We start from the raw sequence: 19264 nt of genomic DNA, 5'->3' as shown, positions 1-19264 counted from the left end.
GTACGGCGTTCAGACGCGCGCCGAAGTCATCGCCAGCGAATGCAGGAACCGCATCAGCGTCATCAAGGTGTCCCGGCTCGAGGCCCTGCGGCGGGCGTCGCATTTCACGATCGGGATCTCCTCGGCCAGGTCGAGCGCGGCCCGCAGGTCCTCGACCGGGTACCGGGGCGCGTCGGGGAAGTCGTTTATCGCGACGACGAACGGAACACCGCGCTCCTCCAGGCGGCCGATCACATCGAAGCTGACTTCCAGACGGCGGGTGTCGATCAGGACGACCGCGCCGAGCGCTCCCTCGAACAGGCCGTTCCACAGGAACCAGAAGCGTTCCTGGCCCGGTGTGCCGAACAGGTAGAGCACCAGTTGGTCCGTGATGGAGATCCGGCCGAAGTCCATGGCCACGGTGGTGGCCGTCTTGGTCTCGGAACCATAGTTGTCGTCGACTCCGATGCCGGCCTGCGTCATGGTCTCCTCGGTCGTCAGCGGCTTGATCTCGCTGACGGAGCCCACCATGGTCGTCTTGCCGACTCCGAAGCCGCCCACGATCACGATCTTCACCGCCGCCTGTGCGGTGTGCGGCAGGTGGTCCTCGGCACGAGGGCCCGTGATGGTGTCAGAGCTTTTGAAGTCCATGCATCACCGCTTCGAGGAGGGAACGGTCGGGGAGCGCCTGACGGACGATCGGGGCGCGCGCCTGTACCAGTTCGGCCGTCAGCAGCTCGGTGAGCAGGACGGTCACCACGCTGAACGGCAGGTTGAGATAGGCCGAGATCTCGGCCACGGACAAGGGGGCCTTGCACAGCCGCAGCAGGGCCGACTGCTCCGGCTGGGCGGCGGGCGGCGGCTCGGCGGAGCGTGCGACGACCAGCGTGACCAGGTCGAGCTCGGCCCGGTCGCCGCCCTCACCGCCGCCCGTGAGCACGTAGAGCCGCTCGGGGTTCTTCGGTTTGCCCTCCCCCTCGGGACCTTCCGGGTCCGAGGGGGAGGGACCCGCTGCGGGGGGTTCCGGGGGCCGCTCCCTGGGTTGGCGCCGCCGACGTTGCGGAGGAGTCATACGGTCTGCCCGTTGCGCCGCGGCGGACTCGTCAGATGGGCGCCGATCCGGACGACGAGGTCGCGCATGCGGTTGCTCATCAGCCCCGGTTCCGCGGTCTGGTTGGCGAGGACCGCGAGGTAGGCGTTGGCTCCGGCCGACATCAGATAGAAGTAGCCGCCGTTGATCTCGATGATGACCATCCGCATCCGGCCGTCGCTCTTGGGGATCTCGCCCGCGACGGCTCCGGCCAGGCTCTGCAGGCCCGCGCAGGCCGCGGCGACCCGGTCGGCCGCGTCCGGGTCGCCGCCGTAGCGGGCGATGCGCAGTCCGTCGGCGGAGAGCACCACGATCTGCTGGATGCCCGGCACTCCGTCGGCGAGATCCTTGAGCATCCAGTCGAAGTTGGCTCGCTGCTGGATCACTTGAGGTCCCCCTCGTCGTCGCCCTCGGCAGGGGCCGGCTGGTTGTCCGTGCTGAATGCGGTCGGGTCCGGGTCGCCCTTGAGACCGTTCATGAACGCCTCGACCCACAGGCCGGGTTCGGGTTCCTTCTCCTCGGGTGCGGGTTCGGGCATCCACGCGGACGGAACGCCGGTGGCCTCGGCGGCCTCCTGCTCGGCGCGCGCCTCGGCGTACCGCTGGCTGAGCGGGACCTTGACGCGGCTGCGACGCTGCGGCAGGCCGCCCGGCGTCCACTCCGTGACCACCGGGACGTCGTCCTCGCGGGGGTCGCCGCTCGACGAGGGGATGCGGGGGCCCGTGGTCGGCCGGCGCTTCTTGGGCTTGCGCGCCGGGCCCTCGACCCCGCCGTTGTCGATGCCGGCCACGGAGTTGACTCCGATGCCGTGCGCGAGACCGGGGGCGAAGTCGGTGGTGAGCATGTCGCGGGGTGCGACGAGGACGGCGCGGACACCGCCGTACGCGGACTGCCGCAGCGAGATCTGCATGCTGTACATCTGCGCGAGTCGTCCGACGACGGCCATGCCGAGCCGGGGCGCCTGGCCCATGACGTTCGGGTCGACGCCCGCCGCGGCCAGCCGGAGCAGTTCCTCGATCTTGCCGCGGGACTCGTCGCTGAGGCTGACGCCGCCGTCCTCGATCTCGATGGCGACGCCGGTCTGCACCTCGATGGCGGTGACGTGCACCTTGGTGTGCGGCGGCGAGTAGCGGGTGGCGTTGTCCAGGAGCTCGGCCAGGGCGTGGATGAGCGGTTCGACGGACACGCCGGTGACGGCGACGTCGACGATGTTGTGGAGCTCGATGCGCCGGTACTCCAGGATGCGGGACATCGCGCCGCGCAGCACGCTGAACAGCGGTACGGGCTCAGGCCATTGGCGTCCGGGACGGCCGCCGCCGAGCACGGCGATGGAGTCGGCGAGCCGGCCGATCAGCGCGGTGCCGTGGTCGATGCGCAGCAGGTCGTCGAAGACCTCGGGGTTGCGCCCGTGGTCCTCCTCCATCTCACGGAGTTCGTTGTTCTGCTGGTGGACGATGGCCTGGACGCGCCGGGCGATGTTGACGAAGGAGCGCTGCGCGGCGTCGCGCATCGACTCCTCGGTGTCGACGATCTTGAGCAGCTTCTTGAGCAAGTCCTGCTGGGACTTGGGGATTTCGCGGTGTTCCGGTGTGCCGCGCCCCAGGGTGCGGACCACCTCCGAGGGTGAATCTCCGTCGTGCAGTCGGTCGAGCGCGTACGGAAGGATCTCCCGGGTGAAGCGCACGATCTCCTGATCGTGCGCGGCGACGCGCTGTTCCAGGGAGGCGGTGCGGCTCGCGAAGTCGGCCCGCAGCTCACGGGCGACCCGGCCGCGGCGGACGGCTTCGCCGCCGATCGCGATGACCAGCAGTGTGGCGAAGCCACCGCACAGGGCGACCGCGGCCCGGGCCGGCTCCGTCACCACGGCGACGGCGGCGCCGGTCGCCACGGCCATCAGTATGGCCGGCAGCAACAGCACGCGCGCGTAGGGAAGTTCACGGCCACCGGGAGGCGATTGAACACTCACCATGTATGCCCTCTGAGACAAGTCGGCTGGGGTGGGGGAGGTTTGTGGGGGAAACGGCATGGATCGGCACGGATCAAACAAGATCTTCGGAACTTTTGGGAACAAGCGCACGAATACATCCCAACTCGGTGCGCTGCGGGCGAGCTTAGTCCGACCGGATCATCGCTGTGTCATATTCAGCAAGCACCTGAAATCGCCCAGGCGACTGGAGTACCCTCGGCCCCATTTGCACGCTGAGCCTCCATTCGCACACGGTGTGTGATGACGTCCGGGCATGCGAAATCCACGCCACCCCGGGGTGAAGCGGCGGTGAAGAGCTCAGATTCCGGCGATGCGCAGCGCCGCGTCCGCCGTGGCCTCGGCGAAGGCCGACACCGGGCGCTGCGGATCGGAGCGGTGCACGAGGATGACTCCCTCGATCAGCCCGAACAGCAGATCCGTCCGCAGATCCAGCTCACTCTTGGCGAGCGCGCCGCCGGCCGCCGTGGCGGCGAGCAACTGGCGGTAGGTGTCCTTGAGTTCGGACCGTACGGCATGGAAGCCGGCGAAGCGCTCGGCGCGCACCTCGGGCAGCAGATAGAGGCCACCGAGGTTGTGCGGGCCCCCGCAGAGCACTTCCACGTCGGCGCGGCACAGCTCCCACAGCCGGCCCTCCGCCGGCGCCGCGTCATCCGCGAGGAGCTCGCGGGCGAACGCGAGCGAGGGGGTGACCGTGGACTCCAGGAGCTCGGCGAGCAGCTCCTCCTTGCCGGACACGTAGTGGTACATGGACGCCTGGCGCATACCCGCCCGCTCGGCGACCGCACGGGTGGTGGTGGCCGCGTATCCCCGCGTCGTGAACAACTCGGCGGCGGCGTCGAGCAGTTCGGCCCGCGGCGTCAGCCCGCTGTCCGGCCGCTGCGCGGCCCGCGGCCTGCCGACCCGTCGCCCGCCACCTGTTCCCATGTGTTCGATCCTCGCACACGCACGGCGCGCCGCCGGGGCGCCACGGCCCGCGCGGCCGACCCCGGTCGGCGGTGCGCGGACACGGACCCCGGCCGCCCTCGCGGCGCGCCTTCCGTGAGGGACAGGTAACCGGGCGGCAACACGCGGGACACGGCCGTGACCCACCCCGCCCCTAATTTCTGTCGGGCGACAGAAATGACCCAGGAGCCGGAGGACCCGCGATGGCGACAGCGACCACACACGGAGCACGCGACCACGCCCGCGCCCAGGAGGGAACCCGCGCCGAGGCCATGCCCGTGGTCCCCGCGGGCGACTGGCCGGCGCCGCCCTGCGAGGCGGGCCATCTGGTGTGGGCGGAGACCGTGGCGGGCGGCAACTACACGCACAAGGTGCTGACCCGGGGCACCGAACTGCGCCTGACCGACGTCACGGGCGACGCCTGCGCGCACCTCCTGCTGTACGTCGCGGACCGCCCGTGGGAGCGCCTGAACGTCGCCGACACCGTCAAGGTCCAGTGGAACGCCTACCTGGGCCAGGGGCAGTTGCTCCTCTCCGACCAGGGACGGGTGCTCGCCTCGGTGGTCGCCGACTCCTCCGGACGGCACGACGCCCTGTGCGGCACCTCCACGCTCGTACGCAACACCGAGCGGTACGGGGACGGAACTCCGCAGTCCGCGTCCCCGGCCGGACGCGAGCTGTTCAAGCTGGCCGCCGCCAAGAACGGGCTCGCGCCCCGCGATCTGCCGCCCTCGCTCTCCTTCTTCCAGGGCGTGGAGGTACGCGACGACGGCTCACTGGACTTCACCGGCTCGTCCGGTCCCGGCGGCAGCGTCACCCTCCGCGCCGAGCAGGACGTCACCGTGCTGATCGCGAACGTGCCGCACCCGGCCGATCCGCGCCCGGACTACACGAGCACCCCCCTGGAGGTGCTGGCCTGGCGCGCGCGGGCCACCGCGGCGGGCGACCCGCTGTGGGAGGCCACCCCCGAGGGCCGCCGCGCCTTCCTCAACACCGCCGAATTCCTTGCCACGAGGGGGCTCGCATGACCCACGTCACCGTCCCGGCCCGGGCCGCCTGGTCCGCTGTCGTCCGCGCCGGCCAGACGCTCACCGTCACCGATCTGCACGGCAACCAGGCCGTCGACTTCCTGGTGTACGCCGCCGGGGACACCGCCGTCCGCTACAGCGCGCCCGACACGATCCAGGCGCAGGGGAACATCTTCCTGACGACGGGCAGTGTGCTGATGTCGAACGAGCACACCCCGCTGATGACCGTCGTCGAGGACGAGGTCGGCCGGCACGACACGGTCGGCGGCGCCTGCTCCAAGGAGTCGAACACTCTGCGCTACGGGCACCACACCTGGTCCCAGCACGCCTGCGTGGACAACTTCCTCGCGGAGGGCGCCCGTCACGGCCTCGGCAAGCGCGACCTCGTCTCGAACATCAACTGGTACATGAACGTGCCGGTCGAGAAGGACGGCACCCTCGGCATCGTCGACGGGATCTCCGCGCCGGGGCTCAGGCTGACCCTGCGCGCCGAGCGCGACGTGATCGTGCTGGTCTCCAACTGCCCCCAGATCAACAACCCGTGCAACGGCTTCGAACCGACGGCGGTCGCGATCACGATCGGGGCGTCCGCATGACCTTCGACACCCTGCTGATCGCCAACCGCGGCGAGATCGCCGTCCGGATCATCCGCAGCGCCCGCGAACTCGGCCTGCGCACGGTCGCCGTGTACTCCGACGCCGACCGCTCGGCACCCCACGTCCGGCTCGCCGACGAGGCCGTACGCCTCGGCCCGGCCCCCGCGAAGGAGTCCTACCTCGACGGCGACCTGGTCCTGAAGGCGGCCAAGGACACCGGGGCCGGGGCGATCCACCCCGGCTACGGCTTCCTGTCCGAGGACGCGGCGTTCGCGCGGCGCTGCGAGGACGCCGGGATCGTGTTCGTCGGACCCACACCGGAGCAGCTGGAGCTGTTCGGCGCCAAGCACACCGCGCGAGCGGCGGCCGAGGCCGCCGGGGTGGCGCTGGCACCGGGGACGGGGCTGCTCTCCGGCCTTCCCGAGGCCCTGGAGGCGGCCGGCCGCATCGGCTATCCCGTCATGCTCAAGGCCACCGGCGGTGGCGGCGGCATCGGCATGTCGGCATGTCGATCCGCCGATGAACTGACCGAGGCCTGGGACCGGGTGCAGCGCGTCGCGGAGGCCTCCTTCTCCTCCGCCGGGGTCTTCCTGGAACGCCTGGTCGAGCACGCCCGCCATGTCGAGGTGCAGGTCTTCGGCGACGGCCGGGGCCGCGTCGTCACCTTCGGCGACCGCGACTGCTCGCTCCAGCGCCGCAACCAGAAGGTCCTGGAGGAGGCCCCCGCTCCGGGCCTGCCCTCCCCCGTGCGCGACCGACTCGCCTCCGCCGCCCGCGAGTTGTGCGCTTCGGTCGGCTACCGCTCGGCCGGGACCGTCGAGTTCGTCTACGACGCCGCCCGCGAGGAGGCGTACTTCCTGGAGGTCAACACCCGCCTCCAGGTGGAACATCCGGTCACCGAGGAGATCTACGGCGTCGACCTGGTCGCCTGGATGCTCCGACTGGCCAGGGGCGAGTCCGAGGTCGTACGGGACCCCGGGGCGCCCCGCGGTCACGCCGTCGAGGCCCGGGTGTACGCCGAGGACCCCTCGCGCGAACACCGGCCGAGCGCCGGGCTGTTGACCCGGGTCGAGTTCCCCGGCGGCGTCCGCGTGGACGGCTGGGTCGAGACGGGCACCGAGGTGACCACGTCGTACGACCCGATGCTCGCGAAGATCATCGCGTACGGCCCGGACCGGGCGCACGCCCTGGAGCGGCTCGACGAGGCGCTGGCCAGGACCCGGGTGGACGGTATCGAGACCAACCTCGGGCTGGTGCGCGCCGCGCTCGCCGAACCGTCCTTCCGGCGGGCGGAGCACTCGACGGCCACCCTGGCGGGCGTCACCGATCCCACCCCACGCGTCGAGGTCGTGTCCGGCGGCACGCTCACCACCGTGCAGGACTGGCCCGGCCGCACCGGCTACTGGCAGGTCGGGGTCCCGCCGTGCGGCCCGATGGACGACCTCTCCTTCCGGCTCGGCAACCGGTCGCTCGGCAACAGCGAGGGCGCGCCCGGGCTCGAATGCACGTTGCAGGGCCCGACGTTGAGGTTCACGCACGCCACGACGGTCTGTGTCACGGGGGCTCCCGCACCGGTCACGGTGGACGGCGCCGCGGTCGCCCAGTGGGAGCCGGTGACCGTGCCGGCCGGGGCGGTGCTGGAGGTCGGCGCGCCCACCGCGCACGGCCTGCGCACCTATGTCCTGTTCGCGGGGGGCGGCCTGGACGTGCCCGCGTTCCTCGGCAGCGCCTCCACCTTCACGCTCGGCCGGTTCGGCGGCCACGGGGGCCGGACCCTGCGGACCGGAGACGTGCTGCACGGCGGCGCGGTCACGGCGCTCGGAGCACCCGTGCCGCCCGGCGACCGACCCGGCTTCACGGCCGAGTGGCGGGTCGGCGCGCTCGAAGGGCCGCACGCCGCACCGGAGTTCTTCACCGAGGACGACATCCACGACTTCTACGCGGCCGACTGGAAGGTCCACTTCAACTCGGCCCGCACCGGCGTCCGGCTCATCGGCCCGAAGCCGCGCTGGGCCCGCACGGACGGTGGCGAGGCCGGCCTGCACCCGTCCAACATCCACGACACGCCCTACTCGGTCGGGGCCGTCGACTACACCGGCGACATGCCGGTGCTGCTCGGCCCGGACGGCCCCTCGCTCGGCGGCTTCGTCTGTCCGGCGACCGTCGTCAGCACGGAGCGCTGGAAGCTCGGCCAGTTCCGCCCCGGCGACACGGTGCGTTTCGCGCCGCTCGCCGAGGACGGATCGGCGCGGCCCGCGATCGTCGACGGCGGCGTGCTCGCCCGGGACGGCGATGTGACGTACCGCCGCAGCGGGGACGACAACCTGCTGGTCGAGTTCGGGCCCATGCAGCTGGACCTGGCGCTGCGCATGCGGGTCCACGCCCTGATGGAGGCGGTGACGGAGGCCGCCCTCGACGGCGTCACGGATCTGACGCCGGGCATCCGCTCGCTGCAGATCCAGGCGGACCCGAGCCGCCTGCCCCAACGCGAACTCCTGGACGCCGTAAGGCGGACGGTCCGCGCCCTGCCCCCGAGCGACCAGCTCGTCGTCCCCTCCCGCACCGTCCATCTCCCGCTGTCCTGGGACGACCCCGCCACCCGCGAGGCGATCGCCCGCTACATGGCCGGTGTCCGCGACGACGCGCCCTGGTGCCCGTGGAACATCGAGTTCATCCGCCGCGTGAACGGCCTGGACTCGGTGGACGACGTGTACCGCACGGTCTTCGACGCCGAGTACCTCGTCCTCGGCCTCGGCGACGTGTACCTGGGCGCCCCGGTCGCCACCCCGCTCGACCCCCGCCACCGTCTGGTCACCACGAAGTACAACCCGGCCCGCACCTGGACCGCCGAGAACTCGGTCGGCATCGGAGGCGCCTACCTCTGCGTCTACGGCATGGAGGGCCCCGGCGGCTACCAGTTCGTCGGCCGGACGACCCAGGTGTGGTCGGGCTGGCAGCAGCGCGGCGCGTTCGAGCCGGGCTCGCCCTGGCTGCTGCGCTTCTTCGACCGGATCAAGTGGTACCCGGTGGAGGCGGACGAACTCCTGGAGCTGCGGGCCGACATCGTCTCCGGCCGCTTCGTGCCGCGCGTCGAGGAGGGCACCTTCTCGCTCGCCGCGTACGAGACCTTCCTCGCCGAGAACGCCGAGTCGATCGCGGAGTTCCGGACCCGGCAGGGCGGCGCGTTCTCCGCGGAACGGGATGCCTGGGAGGCGGCGGGCGAGTTCACCCGCGCGGAGGCGGCCGCGGCCCCACCGGCTCCGGCCACCGAGGTGAGCGTCCCGGAGGGCGGCCGGCTGATCGAGGCCGAGTTCGCCGCGTCGGTGTGGCAGCTGAACGTGGAGCAGGGGGAGACGGTGACGGCGGGGCAACCGCTGCTCGCCCTGGAGGCGATGAAGATGGAGTCGCGCGTCCCCGCCCCGATCGACGGCGTGGTCCGGCAGATCCTCGCCAAACCGGGCGACCAGGTGGAGGCGGGCACGGCGCTGGTGGTCCTGGCGCCCCTGGAACCGTAGGCACCGCCCCCAGAACCGTGGGCACCGTCCCCGGAACCGTCGGCCCCCGCACCCGCCCTAGTCCGCACGCGCTCGCACCGCCCGCACGCGCTCGCACCGCCCGCACCGCCCGCACCGCCCGCACCGCCCGCACCGCCCGCACCGCCCGCACCGCCCGCACCGCCCGCACCCGAGGGAACCACCCCAGCGCAAGGAGCTCCGATGTCCGCCCTCACTCGAGTCCGCATGGCGTACGCCCGCATCGAGGCCGCGGACCGCCCCGAGATCTGGATCGACCTGCGCCCCCGGGCGGAGGTCGAGCGGGAGGCCCGGGCCGTGGACGCCCGTGTCGCCGCCGGCGAGCGCCTCCCGCTCGCCGGCACGCTCTTCGCCGCGAAGGGCAACATCGATGTGGCGGGCCTGCCCACCACCGCCGGCTGCCCGGCCTACGCGTACACCCCGGAGGCCGACGCCCCCGCGGTCGCCCGCCTCCGCGCGGCCGGATCCATCGTCCTCGGCACCACGAACCTCGACCAGTTCGCCACCGGCCTGGTCGGCACCCGCTCCCCCCACGGCGCCGTCCGGGGCGCCCTGGACCCGGAAAGGATCAGCGGCGGCTCCAGCTCGGGATCGGCCGTGGCGGTGGCCCTCGGCATCGTCGACCTCGCCCTCGGCACGGACACCGCCGGCTCCGGCCGCGTCCCCGCCGCGTTCAACGGCATCGTCGGCCTCAAGCCGACCCGCGGTCTGGTGCCCACGACCGGTGTCGTCCCGGCCTGCGCCTCCCTCGACTGCGTCACCGTGTTCGCCCGCACACTCCCGGAGGCCGAGCAGGCCCTCGCCCACCTGGCCTCCCCCTCCGGACGCGAGCTGCCGCCCCTCGCGCAGCGCACGCCGGGCCCCTGGCGCGTCGCCGTCCCGCCGACGGCACAGCTCGGCGAACTGGACGAAGGCTGGGCCGAGGCCTACGAGGCTGCCGTGCACCGACTCGTGGCGGCCGGGGCCGAGGTGCGCACCCTCGACCTCGCCCCGTTCACCGAGGCCGCCGCGATGCTCTACGAGGGTGCCTTCGTCGCCGAGCGCTACACGGCGGTGGGGAGCTTTGTCGACAAGCTGATCTCCGAGGGGGGTGCCGGTCTCGACCCGACCGTCGCGGGGATCATCACCCGGGCCCGGGACATCCCGGCCCACCAGCTCTACGCCGACCAGGAGCGGCTGGCTTCGCTGCGCACCCGGGCGCTCGCCGAACTGGCCGACGCGGACGCGCTGCTGCTGCCCACCGCGCCCGGCCATCCCACGCTCGCCGAGGTCGCCGCCGACCCGCTGGGCGCCAACGCCCGCCTGGGCCGCTTCACCAACTCCACGAACCTCTTCGACCAGGCGGCCGTCGCCGTCCCGGCCGGACGGACCCCCGCGGGACTCCCCTTCGGCGTGATGCTGATCGGCCCGGCGTTCACCGACGAGCGGCTCGCCCGGATCGCCCGCTCGCTGGAGCCGGGGACGAGCCTCGCCGTGGTCGGAGCGCATCTGTCCGGCCAGCCGCTCAACACGCAGTTGCTGTCCCTGGGCGCGCGCCTCGACCGTACGACCACCACCGCCGCCGTGTACCGTCTGCACGCCCTGGACACCAGCCCGCCGAAGCCGGGCCTCGTCCATGTCGGAGCGGGCGGCGGCGCCGTCGAGGCCGAGGTGTGGAGCCTCCCGGCGGACGGCCTCGGGCGTCTGCTGGCGGCGCTCCCCCGTCCGATGACGCTGGGCAGCGTCGAACTGGCCGACGGCAGCCGCGTCCCCGGATTCCTCTGCGAACCCGGCGCGCTGGACGGCGCGCCCGACATCACGGAGTACGGCGGCTGGCGCGCGTACGTGAGCCGCCACCCGGACCACTGACCCACCCGGACCGCGACGGCACCCCCGGAACGGCCGCAGACCGCTGTCCGCACCGCCCAAGTCGGGCGCGGAGGCACCGACCACACCCCCGCGGAAGCGGGCGCGGGCCACTCGACGCGCCCGCCGGACACCGCCGCGGAGCCATCGACCGCATCCCGGCAGAACGAACGCCGAGCCGGCGGTCGCGCCCCGCCCGAACACGCGCGGCCGGTGGTGTGCCGTCCTCCCGTCCGGGAGGACGGCACACCACCGGCCGCATCGATTCGGCTCACCGGCGACCGGGCCGCCGGTGAGCCGTCAGCCGTCAGCCGTCAGCCCACCGACGAGTACGCCACCACGCCGCGGAGCAGGGCTTCGACCGCCTTGCGCGCGTTCTTCGCGACCGTCGACTTCTCGCCGCCCGAGACGGGCGCGGCGGCCGCGATCTGGCCGAGGACGTCGATGACCTGCTTGCACCAGCGCACGAAGTCACCGGCGGGCATCTCGGCCTCGCGCAGCACCTCGTCGAGACCCTTGCCGGACGCCCACTCGTGGGCCGCCCAGGCGAAGCCGAGGTCCGGCTCGCGCTGGCCGACCCCCTCGGTCTGGCTGATCCCGAAGTCCTCCTCCAGCGCGTCGAGACGGCCCCAGATGCGCACCATCTCGCCGAGCGCCGCCTTGGCCTTGCCGGACGGCACCTTCGGCGCCATGGCGTCGTCGGCGGCCCGGGACTCGTACACCAACGCCGAGACACAGGCGGCCAGTTCCGCGGGAGCCAGCCCGTCCCAGACGCCGGCGCGCAGGCATTCGCTGGCCAGCAGGTCGAGTTCGCCGTACAGCCGGGCGAGGCGCTTGCCGTGCTCGGTGACCTCGTCGCCGCGCAGATAGTCCAGCTCGGTGAGAAGGGCGACGATCCGGTCGAAGGTGCGGGCGATGGTGTTCGTCCGGCCTTCTATACGGCGCTCCAGCTGCGAGGTGTCACGCTGCAGCCGGTGGTAGCGCTCGGCCCAACGGGCGTGGTCCTCGCGGTCGTTGCACCCATGGCAGGGGTGCGCGCGGATCGCCGTGCGCAGCCGGGCGATCTCACGGTCGTCGGCGGCCTCGGCGCGCTTCTTGCGGTGCCGGTCCGGGACGATGTGCCCAGCCTTGGTCCGCAGGGCGGACGCCAGGTCGCGCCGGGACTGCGGCGAGCGCGGGTTGAAGGACTTGGGGATCCGCATCCGGTCGAGCGCCTCGACCGGCACCGGGAAGTCCATCGAGGCCAGCCGCTTCACCTGGCGCTCGGCGGTGAGCACCAGCGGACGCGGGCCGTCGTGCTGCTCGAAGCCCCGGTGGCCGTTCGACCTGCCCGCGGGCAGCCCGGGGTCCAGCACGAGCGCCAGCCCCGCGTACTTGCCGGTCGGCACATGGATCACGTCGCCCGGCTTCAGCTTCTCCAGGGCGACGGCCGCTTCGGCCCGGCGCTGCGACATGCCCTGCCGGGCCAGCTCGGTCTCGCGGTCCTTGAGTTCGCGGCGCAGCGCCATGTACTCGTCGAAGTCCCCGAGGTGGCAGGTCATGGACTCCTTGTAGCCCTCGAGGCCTTCCTCGTTGCGCTGCACCTGCCGGGAGATCCCGACGACCGACTTGTCGGCCTGGAACTGCGCGAAGGACGTCTCCAGAAGCTCGCGCGAGCGGTGCCGCCCGAACTGCTCGACCAGGTTCACGGCCATGTTGTACGACGGCTTGAAGCTGGAGCGCAGCGGATAGGTGCGCGTGCCCGCCAGTCCCGCCAGGTGTTCGGGGCTGAAGCCGCGCTGCCACAGCACGACCGCGTGGCCCTCGACGTCGATGCCGCGACGGCCCGCGCGGCCGGTGAGCTGGGTGTACTCGCCGGGGGTGATGTCGGCGTGCTGCTCGCCGTTCCACTTGACCAGCTTCTCCAACACGACCGAGCGGGCAGGCATGTTGATGCCCAGCGCGAGGGTCTCCGTGGCGAAGACGGCCTTGACGAGACCGCGGACGAAGAGCTCCTCGACGACCTCCTTGAACGTCGGCAGCATGCCCGCGTGGTGGGCCGCGATGCCGCGCTCCAGACCCTCCAGCCATTCGAAGTAGCCGAGGACGTGCAGGTCCTCGTCCGGGATGGAGGCGGTGCGCTCCTCGACGAGTTCGCGGACTCTGGCGCGCGCCGCGTCGTCGTTCAGCCGCAGGCCGGCGTACAGACACTGCTGCACGGCGGCCTCGCAGGCCGCCCGGCTGAAGATGAACGTGATGGCGGGCAGCAGCCCTTCGGCGTCGAGCCGCTCGATGACCTCCGGGCGGCCGGGCGTCCAGATCCGGGAGCGCTGTCTGCGCTCACGCTCCCGGTCGGCCTCGCGCATCGCGCGGCCCCGTCTGCGGTCCTGGTACGACGGACGGCTCGCCTCCATGCGCGCCATGCGCGTGAGGTCGGGGTTGACGGCCTTCCTCTGCCCCTCGCCCTCCTCGAAGAGGTCGTACATCCGGCGTCCGGCCAGCACGTGCTGGAAGAGCGGGACGGGACGGTGTTCGGAGACGATCACCTGGGTGTCGCCGCGCACGGTGTCCAGCCAGTCACCGAACTCCTCCGCGTTCGACACGGTCGCCGACAGCGACACCAGAGTCACCGACTCGGGGAGATGGATGATCACTTCCTCCCAGACGGCGCCGCGGAAGCGGTCGGAGAGGTAGTGCACCTCGTCCATCACCACGTAGCCGAGTCCGAGGAGGGTCTGCGAGCCCGCGTACAGCATGTTCCGCAGGACCTCGGTGGTCATGACGACCACCGGGGCTTCGGAGTTGACGCTGTTGTCGCCGGTGAGCAGGCCGACCTTGTCCGCGCCGTAACGGCGGCACAGGTCGGAGTACTTCTGGTTGGAGAGCGCCTTGATCGGTGTCGTGTAGAAGCACTTCTTGCCCTGCTGGAGGGCGAGGTGGACGGCGAACTCGCCGACGATCGTCTTGCCCGAGCCGGTGGGCGCGGCCACCAGCACACCCTTGCCCGTCTCGAGCGCCTGGCAGGCCTCGATCTGGAAGGGGTCGAGGCCGAAGTCGTACATCTCGCGGAAGGAGGCGAGCGCGGTGGCCTGCTCGACAGCGCGCCTGCGTGCTGCCGCATACCGCTCGGCCGGTGAGAGGTCCTCTGTCATCGTGCTTTCGAGACTACCGGGAGCCACTGACATGAGGACGATCATTATCCGTATCAGATGCTGTGAAACATCGGATCCCCGCAGCTCAGGGAAGTGCGACGCGTACGGCGGCCGGTATGCACTCCGCGGTGAGCGGCAGCGGCCCGAGCGGTTCCCCGTCCGCGTAGCCCGTGATGCCCTCGGCGACGAGCTCGACACGGGCCGCCCGGTGCACGGTCACCACGGGATGATCGACGTGGGTGCCCCGGTAGACCTTCGGGAACACCTTGAGCAGTGTCATACGGCTGCAGTCGCCGACCACCGTGATGTCGAAGAGCCCGTCGCCGAGGACCGCGCCGGGGCAGATCCTCATGCCGCCGCCGTACGACGATCCGTTGCCGACGGCGACGAGCGTCGCCTCGATCTCCCGGGTCTCCCCGTCGTCGAGCGTGACGCGGTACGAAAAGGGCCGGAAGGCGGCCAGCTCGGCGAGCATGGCGATGTCGTACTTGAAGCGGCCGACGGGCCACCGCATCCGGTTGCCGCGGTCGTTGACCCGGGAGTCGAACCCGGAGGCGAGGACGGTGCCGAACCATGTGCCGTTCACCCGGCCCAGGTCGACATCGCCCAACCGGTCGTCCTTGAGCGCCTCGGCGATCAGGCGCCCCGATGCCGCCGGGTCGCGCACCGGCAGGCCGAGGGCACGCGCGAAGTCGTTCCCGGTGCCCACCGCGACCAGGCCGAGCGGGGTACGGGTCCCCGCGACTGCCTGCAGGGCGAGGTTCGCCATGCCGTCACCGCCGACCGCGACCAGGGCGCCGGTGCCGTCCGCGACGGCTTCCCGCGCCAGGGTGAGGGCGTCCGCCGCGTTCTCGCCGAGGACCGTCCGGACGGAGAATCCCGCGGCACGCAACGCGGAAGCGGCCGGCTGCGCCGCGTGGGCGCCCCGGCCGCGGCCCGCGGTGGGGTTGACGAAGAGGGTGATCTCGCTGGTCACAGGCTGACCCTACGAGGTCCCGGGCTGCGTCAGGTCACGTCGTCATAACCGTTGACCCGGTCCGAGCTCGCCTGCTCCGGGAGGGCCCCACGGGCCGACACGGACTCGGTCTCGCCGATGTCCTCGGGGGTGAGGTCGAGTTCGGAGGCCTCGTCGTCGGCCGGTCCGGCGGCCGCGCGGCGGGCACGACGCCGGTCGTTGAGCAGGGCCACACCCGTGCCGACGAAGTACAGGAACCAGATCGGCCCTGCCAGCGCCAGCATGGAGATGGGGTCGGTGCTGGGCGTGGCGATCGCCGCGAAGAGCGTGATCCCCATCACCATCGCCCGCCACCAGCCTGCCATCCGGCGTCCCGAGAGGACGCCGCCGAAGTTCAGCATGACCAGCAGCAAGGGAAGCTCGAAGGAGAGCCCGAAGACGAGGATCATCCGCATGATGAGCTGCAACAGGTCATCGAGTGGCAGCTGGTTGTCGCTGCCGATGATCGAGAACTCCAGCATGACCGACGCCATCTTGGGCAGCGTCCAGTAAGCGAAGTAGGCGCCGGTGACGAAGAGAGGGAAGCCCGCGGCGACGAAGCCGAGCGCGTACTTCTTCTCGTTGCCGTGCAGACCCGGCGCCACGAAAGCCCAGAGCTGATAGAGCCACACAGGAGCCGCCAGCACGACGCCGGTCGACATCGACACCGTCAGTGCCAGCGTGAACGGGCTGAGCAGTCCGTTCTGCACGATGCGCGCGCACTGCTTGTTGTCAGGATTCTGCGCCAGCTCCGCAAACCTGTACTTGCACCCGACTGCGTCGAGAATGGGGTTCGTGAAGAACTCCATGATGTTCTTGTAGAAGAAGGCCGAGATGATCATCCCGATGATGATCGCCAGCACACTCTTCACGAGCCGGTTGCGGAGCTCGCGAAGGTGCTCCGCGAGGGGCATGCGCCCCTCCGGATCCTTCTCGTCCTTCTTGCGGGCAGACTTGAGCAACCCACGTTCCCATCTCGTGCGGCGGGCCGGAGGTCACCGGCCCTGCGTCAGCGCTGGTTGGTCGAGTCCGTCGGCTCCGCGACCGGGCGCGAGCTGGTCACGTCGCCGGGGGCGGCCTGGATGGTGCGCTGAGCCGGGGGCTGCTCGTCGGTGCTGGGCGGGCCGGCCGGGGCGGGGTTGCTGCCTTCGTCCTTCATCGCCTTCGCCTCGCTCTTGAGGATCCGGGCGGACTTGCCGAGGGAGCGCGCCATGTCCGGAAGCTTCTTCGCGCCGAACAGCAGGATGATGACGACGAGGATGAGAATGATCTCGGGAGCTCCGAGCCTTCCGAACATAAGTCTTTACCTTCTCACCGAGGCTGCATGGTCGGGGTGCTGTCCGATCGGTCGGACATGTGTCCGATCGTCGTGGTGACAGCGATCGTAACGCTCAGGGGTAAACGCGGGGCAATCCCTGTGCGTACTCCCAGTTCGCGGTCCGCGCCTCGTTATCCGGACCGCGACCTTGAGCGTACCTGGCCCCGGCACGAAGTTGACAGGCTGTCGTGATGCATTGCTCATCCATGGAACGACTCATACCGCATCCATAGAGCGAGCGGCCCCGACGGCGGCTCGTTCCAGGTCATCGGCGGCTTTGTTGATACGGCGCGCGGAGTCCGCCACCTGTCTGCCCAGACGCTCCGCTTCCAGGAAGACACGGACGGCGAGCACTCCGAGAACCGCGATTCCCAGGAACCCCACAGCGATCGCAAACATCGGCCAGAACATGACGACGACCCTAGAGGGTGGAGTGCAGGCGCAGCGTGCGGACCCCGCCCCCGGTGAGCAGCTCGACGATGCGCTCCCCCGCGGGCTTGCGGACGGCGGAACCGCACTCGGGGCAGGTGAACGAGTAGAACGTGGTGCGTCTGCTGGCGCCGATGGCCAGGCGCAGAGCGCCCGGCGTGAGCTCGAAGCCGGCCCGGCAGTCGGGACAGGCGGCCTTGAACATGACCTCGACCGCCCTTCGCATCCCGGCGAAGGCCGTCACGACCGACATCTCCGGCGCACCCGAGGACACCCCGGTCCGTCCCGGCGTCCCCGCCCGCGGGGCACCCGACTTCTCCGGGGTGCCCGGCCTCCCCGGCGCACCGGGCATCGACGACGTGCTCAAAGTCCTTGCTCCCGCCTCTCGTACGGCCCGCCCTCGGCCCCTTCGAGCCCCGCCGGCGCGTCGTAGGCGGCGAGCGCCTCGCGGGCCGCGCCCCGGGCGCTGTCCGCGAGGTCCTGCGGCGAGACGATCCGGCCGTCACCGCCGAGGCGCAGGGCCAGCCGCCGCAGCGACGTGGGATCGGGGGTCCGCAGAGTGATACGCAGCCCGCCGTCCGGCAGCTCATCCGCGCTGTCGTGCGGGTAGTACTCGGCGACCCAGCGACCGCCCGGACCGACCTCCACGACCACCTCGGGATCCTCGGCAGCCGGCTGGACCAGCCCTTCGGAGAGGTCCCGCAATTCGACCTCGGGCGGCGCGGACGGCTCGTCCAGGATGCGGATCTCGGCGACCCGGTCGAGCCGGAAGGTGCGGCGCGCCTCGGAACGGCGGCACCACGCCTCGACATAGGTGTGTCCGACGCTGACCAGGCGGATCGGGTCGATCTCGCGCTCGCTCAGCTCGTCCCGCGAGGGCGAGTAGTAGCGGATCCACAGCCTGCGGCGCTCGGAGATCGCCCGGTCCACATCGGCGAAGACACCACCCTCGGACTCGAAGGTCACCGACAGCCGCGAGCTGGCACCCGCCGCCTCACCGGAAGCGGCCTCCACCTTGGCGGTGGCCCGCAGCAGCGCCTGCCGGTCGCCCTCACGCAGCCCGGGCAGGGTGGACACCGCGCGGGCGGCCACCAGCAGCGCGGTCGCCTCGTCGGCGGCGATCCGCAGCGGCGCAGCGACGTCGTCGGGGTTGTGCCACCAGATCCGGTCGCCGTCGGTGTCGATGTCGAGCAGATCCCCGCCGCGGAAGCTGGTCCCGCACAGCGGCAGCACGTCGAGGTCGGAGATCAGCTCGTCCTCGGTGATCCCGAAGGCCCGGGCGACATCGCCGACGCGCGCGCCGGGGCGCTCGCGCAGATACGTCACCAGGGAGAGCATCCGCCGGGTCTGGTCGATCGCGTTCGTGGGCCTGGCCGGTTTTCCTGCCACTTTCTTACGTTTCCCCTCAGCCCTTGGCCACGGCGCGCAGCCGGTCCACCACATCGGCCCGCAGTTCGGCGGGCTCCACGACCACGACGTCCGGCCCGAACTCGACGAGCCAGGCGTCCAGTCCGTGCCCGTACGGAATCTCCAACTCGTCCCAGCCGTCTCCCAGTTCCCGTACGGAGACGGCCTTGGCCCGCAGCGGGTAGCCCGCGCCGGAGCGCAGTCGGATCAGCGCGGAGCGGTCGGCGATCTCCCCCGCCCAGCCGGCGACCGTCTCACGCACGGTGACGACGTCCGGCACTTCGGCCGTGTACCGCCCCGCACGCGCGCGGACCTTGCCGGTGATCCGGGAGAGCCGGAAGACCCGCTCGGCGCCCCGGTCGCGGTCCCAGCCCGCGAGGTACCAGTGACCGCGCCAGCACTCCAGGGCCCACGGCTCGACATGCCGGGTCTCGGGGCGCGCGGCGGTGGCCTTGCGGTAGTCGAAGACGACCGGGCGGCGGTCGCGGCAGGCCAGCATCAGGGGTTCGAAGGCGGCCTCGTGGACGGGGATGTGCGGCTCCAGAGCTCCGTGGGACCCGTACGGGTCCACGTCCTCGGGCAGACCCGCGGCGCGCAGCTTCTGGAGCGCGCCGCTCGCGGCACCGGCCAGCCGGGCCTGCTGCCAGACCTTGGCGGCCAGACCGAGGGCGGCCGCCTCCTCGGCATCGAGGGTGATGGGCGGCAGGCGGTTGCTGTCGCGGCGGGCGAGATAGCCGACCTCGCCGTCGAGGTTCTCCACCGTCTCGATGACCAGGCCGAGTTCGCGCAGATCGTCCTTGTCGCGCTCGAACATCCGGTTGAACGAGTCGTCCGACCCGGCTTCGAGATAGGCCTCGATGGACTCGCGGAGTTCGCGCTTGCTGAGCGGCCGCCGCGTCCCGAGCAGACACAGTGCGAGGTTCATCAGCCGCTCGGCCTTGGCAATGGCCATCGACGCCCTTCCTATGGTGCTTCCGACCGATGA

Annotated in this window: 17 protein-coding genes; 4 read left to right on the top strand and 13 right to left on the bottom strand. The window is 71.6% G+C overall.

Going from position 1 to position 19264, the window contains the following annotated elements; genetic code table 11:
* Positions 1–9: 9 nt before the first annotated feature.
* From OOK38_RS25585 to OOK38_RS25565, 5 genes are all read right to left on the bottom strand, one after another.
* A complete protein-coding gene (locus OOK38_RS25585) occupies positions 10–630 on the bottom strand; it encodes an ATP/GTP-binding protein (RefSeq protein ID WP_266756785.1) in 621 nt (206 codons plus the stop codon).
* Positions 611–1051, bottom strand: coding sequence for a DUF742 domain-containing protein (locus OOK38_RS25580; RefSeq protein ID WP_266756787.1), 441 nt, complete (start codon positions 1049–1051; stop codon positions 611–613). Before OOK38_RS25580 ends, OOK38_RS25585 begins: the two co-directional genes overlap by 20 nt.
* Positions 1048–1455 carry a roadblock/LC7 domain-containing protein gene (locus OOK38_RS25575; protein ID WP_266756789.1) on the bottom strand — a complete coding sequence of 136 codons (408 nt, stop codon included), beginning with the start codon at positions 1453–1455 and terminating at the stop codon, positions 1048–1050. The genes OOK38_RS25580 and OOK38_RS25575 overlap by 4 nt, the downstream gene beginning before the upstream one ends.
* Complete coding sequence (locus OOK38_RS25570) at positions 1452–3038, bottom strand: ATP-binding protein (protein ID WP_266756791.1); 1587 nt, start codon at positions 3036–3038, stop codon at positions 1452–1454. The genes OOK38_RS25575 and OOK38_RS25570 overlap by 4 nt, the downstream gene beginning before the upstream one ends.
* Positions 3039–3353: 315 nt before the next feature.
* On the bottom strand, positions 3354–3980 hold the full coding sequence (locus OOK38_RS25565) for a TetR/AcrR family transcriptional regulator (protein WP_266756793.1): 627 nt from the start codon (positions 3978–3980) through the stop codon (positions 3354–3356).
* 221 nt (positions 3981–4201) lie between these two features.
* On the opposite strand from OOK38_RS25565, the gene OOK38_RS25560 reads away from it, so the two are divergent.
* The 4 genes from OOK38_RS25560 (at position 4202) to atzF (ending at position 11003) form a co-directional block, all read left to right on the top strand.
* Complete coding sequence (locus tag OOK38_RS25560) at positions 4202–5026, top strand: urea amidolyase associated protein UAAP1 (RefSeq protein WP_266756795.1); 825 nt, start codon at positions 4202–4204, stop codon at positions 5024–5026.
* Positions 5023–5622, top strand: coding sequence for an urea amidolyase associated protein UAAP2 (locus OOK38_RS25555; protein WP_266756797.1), 600 nt, complete (start codon positions 5023–5025; stop codon positions 5620–5622). Before OOK38_RS25560 ends, OOK38_RS25555 begins: the two co-directional genes overlap by 4 nt.
* On the top strand, positions 5619–9137 hold the full coding sequence (locus tag OOK38_RS25550; RefSeq protein WP_266756799.1) for a 5-oxoprolinase/urea amidolyase family protein: 3519 nt from the start codon (positions 5619–5621) through the stop codon (positions 9135–9137). The genes OOK38_RS25555 and OOK38_RS25550 overlap by 4 nt, the downstream gene beginning before the upstream one ends.
* Before the next feature lie 201 nt (positions 9138–9338).
* The gene (gene atzF / locus OOK38_RS25545) at positions 9339–11003 is read left to right on the top strand and encodes an allophanate hydrolase (protein WP_266756801.1); all 1665 of its coding nucleotides are present in this window, start codon (positions 9339–9341) and stop codon (positions 11001–11003) included.
* 311 nt (positions 11004–11314) lie between these two features.
* Here the strand turns inward: atzF and OOK38_RS25540 are convergent, their stop codons facing one another.
* The 8 genes from OOK38_RS25540 to OOK38_RS25505 all read right to left on the bottom strand — a co-directional run bounded on the left by OOK38_RS25540 (position 11315) and on the right by OOK38_RS25505 (position 19231).
* Positions 11315–14176 carry an RNA helicase gene (locus OOK38_RS25540; protein ID WP_266756803.1) on the bottom strand — a complete coding sequence of 954 codons (2862 nt, stop codon included), beginning with the start codon at positions 14174–14176 and terminating at the stop codon, positions 11315–11317.
* Positions 14177–14216: 40 nt separating this feature from the next.
* Positions 14217–15107, bottom strand: a complete 891-nt coding sequence (locus OOK38_RS25535) for a diacylglycerol kinase (RefSeq protein ID WP_266756805.1) — start codon at positions 15105–15107, stop codon at positions 14217–14219.
* 29 nt (positions 15108–15136) lie between these two features.
* Positions 15137–16087: a twin-arginine translocase subunit TatC gene (tatC, locus tag OOK38_RS25530; RefSeq protein ID WP_266756806.1), complete on the bottom strand. Its 951-nt coding sequence runs from the start codon at positions 16085–16087 to the stop codon at positions 15137–15139.
* A gap of 47 nt (positions 16088–16134) precedes the next feature.
* The gene (tatA, locus tag OOK38_RS25525) at positions 16135–16422 is read right to left on the bottom strand and encodes a Sec-independent protein translocase subunit TatA (RefSeq protein WP_266756808.1); all 288 of its coding nucleotides are present in this window, start codon (positions 16420–16422) and stop codon (positions 16135–16137) included.
* 237 nt (positions 16423–16659) lie between these two features.
* Positions 16660–16854, bottom strand: a complete 195-nt coding sequence (locus tag OOK38_RS25520) for a hypothetical protein (protein WP_266756810.1) — start codon at positions 16852–16854, stop codon at positions 16660–16662.
* A gap of 10 nt (positions 16855–16864) precedes the next feature.
* Positions 16865–17125 (bottom strand): hypothetical protein, encoded by a 261-nt coding sequence (locus OOK38_RS25515; protein ID WP_266756812.1) that lies wholly within the window; start codon positions 17123–17125, stop codon positions 16865–16867.
* 110 nt (positions 17126–17235) lie between these two features.
* Positions 17236–18261, bottom strand: a complete 1026-nt coding sequence (locus tag OOK38_RS25510) for a YafY family protein (protein WP_266756814.1) — start codon at positions 18259–18261, stop codon at positions 17236–17238.
* A 16-nt stretch (positions 18262–18277) separates the two neighbouring features.
* Positions 18278–19231 carry a YafY family protein gene (locus OOK38_RS25505; RefSeq protein ID WP_266756816.1) on the bottom strand — a complete coding sequence of 318 codons (954 nt, stop codon included), beginning with the start codon at positions 19229–19231 and terminating at the stop codon, positions 18278–18280.
* Positions 19232–19264: the final 33 nt, after the last annotated feature.

Origin of the sequence: Streptomyces sp. NBC_00568 (genome assembly GCF_026341855.1) — a bacterium.
Lineage (GTDB): Bacteria > Actinomycetota > Actinomycetes > Streptomycetales > Streptomycetaceae > Streptomyces.
This window is presented reverse-complemented; position numbering and strand designations above follow the sequence as displayed.

Bases quoted from the DNA above. Each gene is read 5' to 3' on its own strand.
- OOK38_RS25585 (WP_266756785.1), bottom strand. From the start codon at position 630: ATGGACTTCAAAAGCTCTGACACCATCACGGGCCCTCGTGCCGAGGAC.
- OOK38_RS25580 (WP_266756787.1), bottom strand. From the start codon at position 1,051: ATGACTCCTCCGCAACGTCGGCGGCGCCAACCCAGGGAGCGGCCCCCG.
- OOK38_RS25570 (WP_266756791.1), bottom strand. From the start codon at position 3,038: ATGGTGAGTGTTCAATCGCCTCCCGGTGGCCGTGAACTTCCCTACGCG.
- OOK38_RS25565 (WP_266756793.1), bottom strand. From the start codon at position 3,980: ATGGGAACAGGTGGCGGGCGACGGGTCGGCAGGCCGCGGGCCGCGCAG.
- OOK38_RS25560 (WP_266756795.1), top strand. From the start codon at position 4,202: ATGGCGACAGCGACCACACACGGAGCACGCGACCACGCCCGCGCCCAG.
- OOK38_RS25555 (WP_266756797.1), top strand. From the start codon at position 5,023: ATGACCCACGTCACCGTCCCGGCCCGGGCCGCCTGGTCCGCTGTCGTC.
- OOK38_RS25550 (WP_266756799.1), top strand. From the start codon at position 5,619: ATGACCTTCGACACCCTGCTGATCGCCAACCGCGGCGAGATCGCCGTC.
- atzF (WP_266756801.1), top strand. From the start codon at position 9,339: ATGTCCGCCCTCACTCGAGTCCGCATGGCGTACGCCCGCATCGAGGCC.
- OOK38_RS25540 (WP_266756803.1), bottom strand. From the start codon at position 14,176: ATGATCGTCCTCATGTCAGTGGCTCCCGGTAGTCTCGAAAGCACGATG.
- tatA (WP_266756808.1), bottom strand. From the start codon at position 16,422: ATGTTCGGAAGGCTCGGAGCTCCCGAGATCATTCTCATCCTCGTCGTC.
- OOK38_RS25520 (WP_266756810.1), bottom strand. From the start codon at position 16,854: ATGTTCTGGCCGATGTTTGCGATCGCTGTGGGGTTCCTGGGAATCGCG.
- OOK38_RS25515 (WP_266756812.1), bottom strand. From the start codon at position 17,125: ATGTCGGTCGTGACGGCCTTCGCCGGGATGCGAAGGGCGGTCGAGGTC.
- OOK38_RS25505 (WP_266756816.1), bottom strand. From the start codon at position 19,231: ATGGCCATTGCCAAGGCCGAGCGGCTGATGAACCTCGCACTGTGTCTG.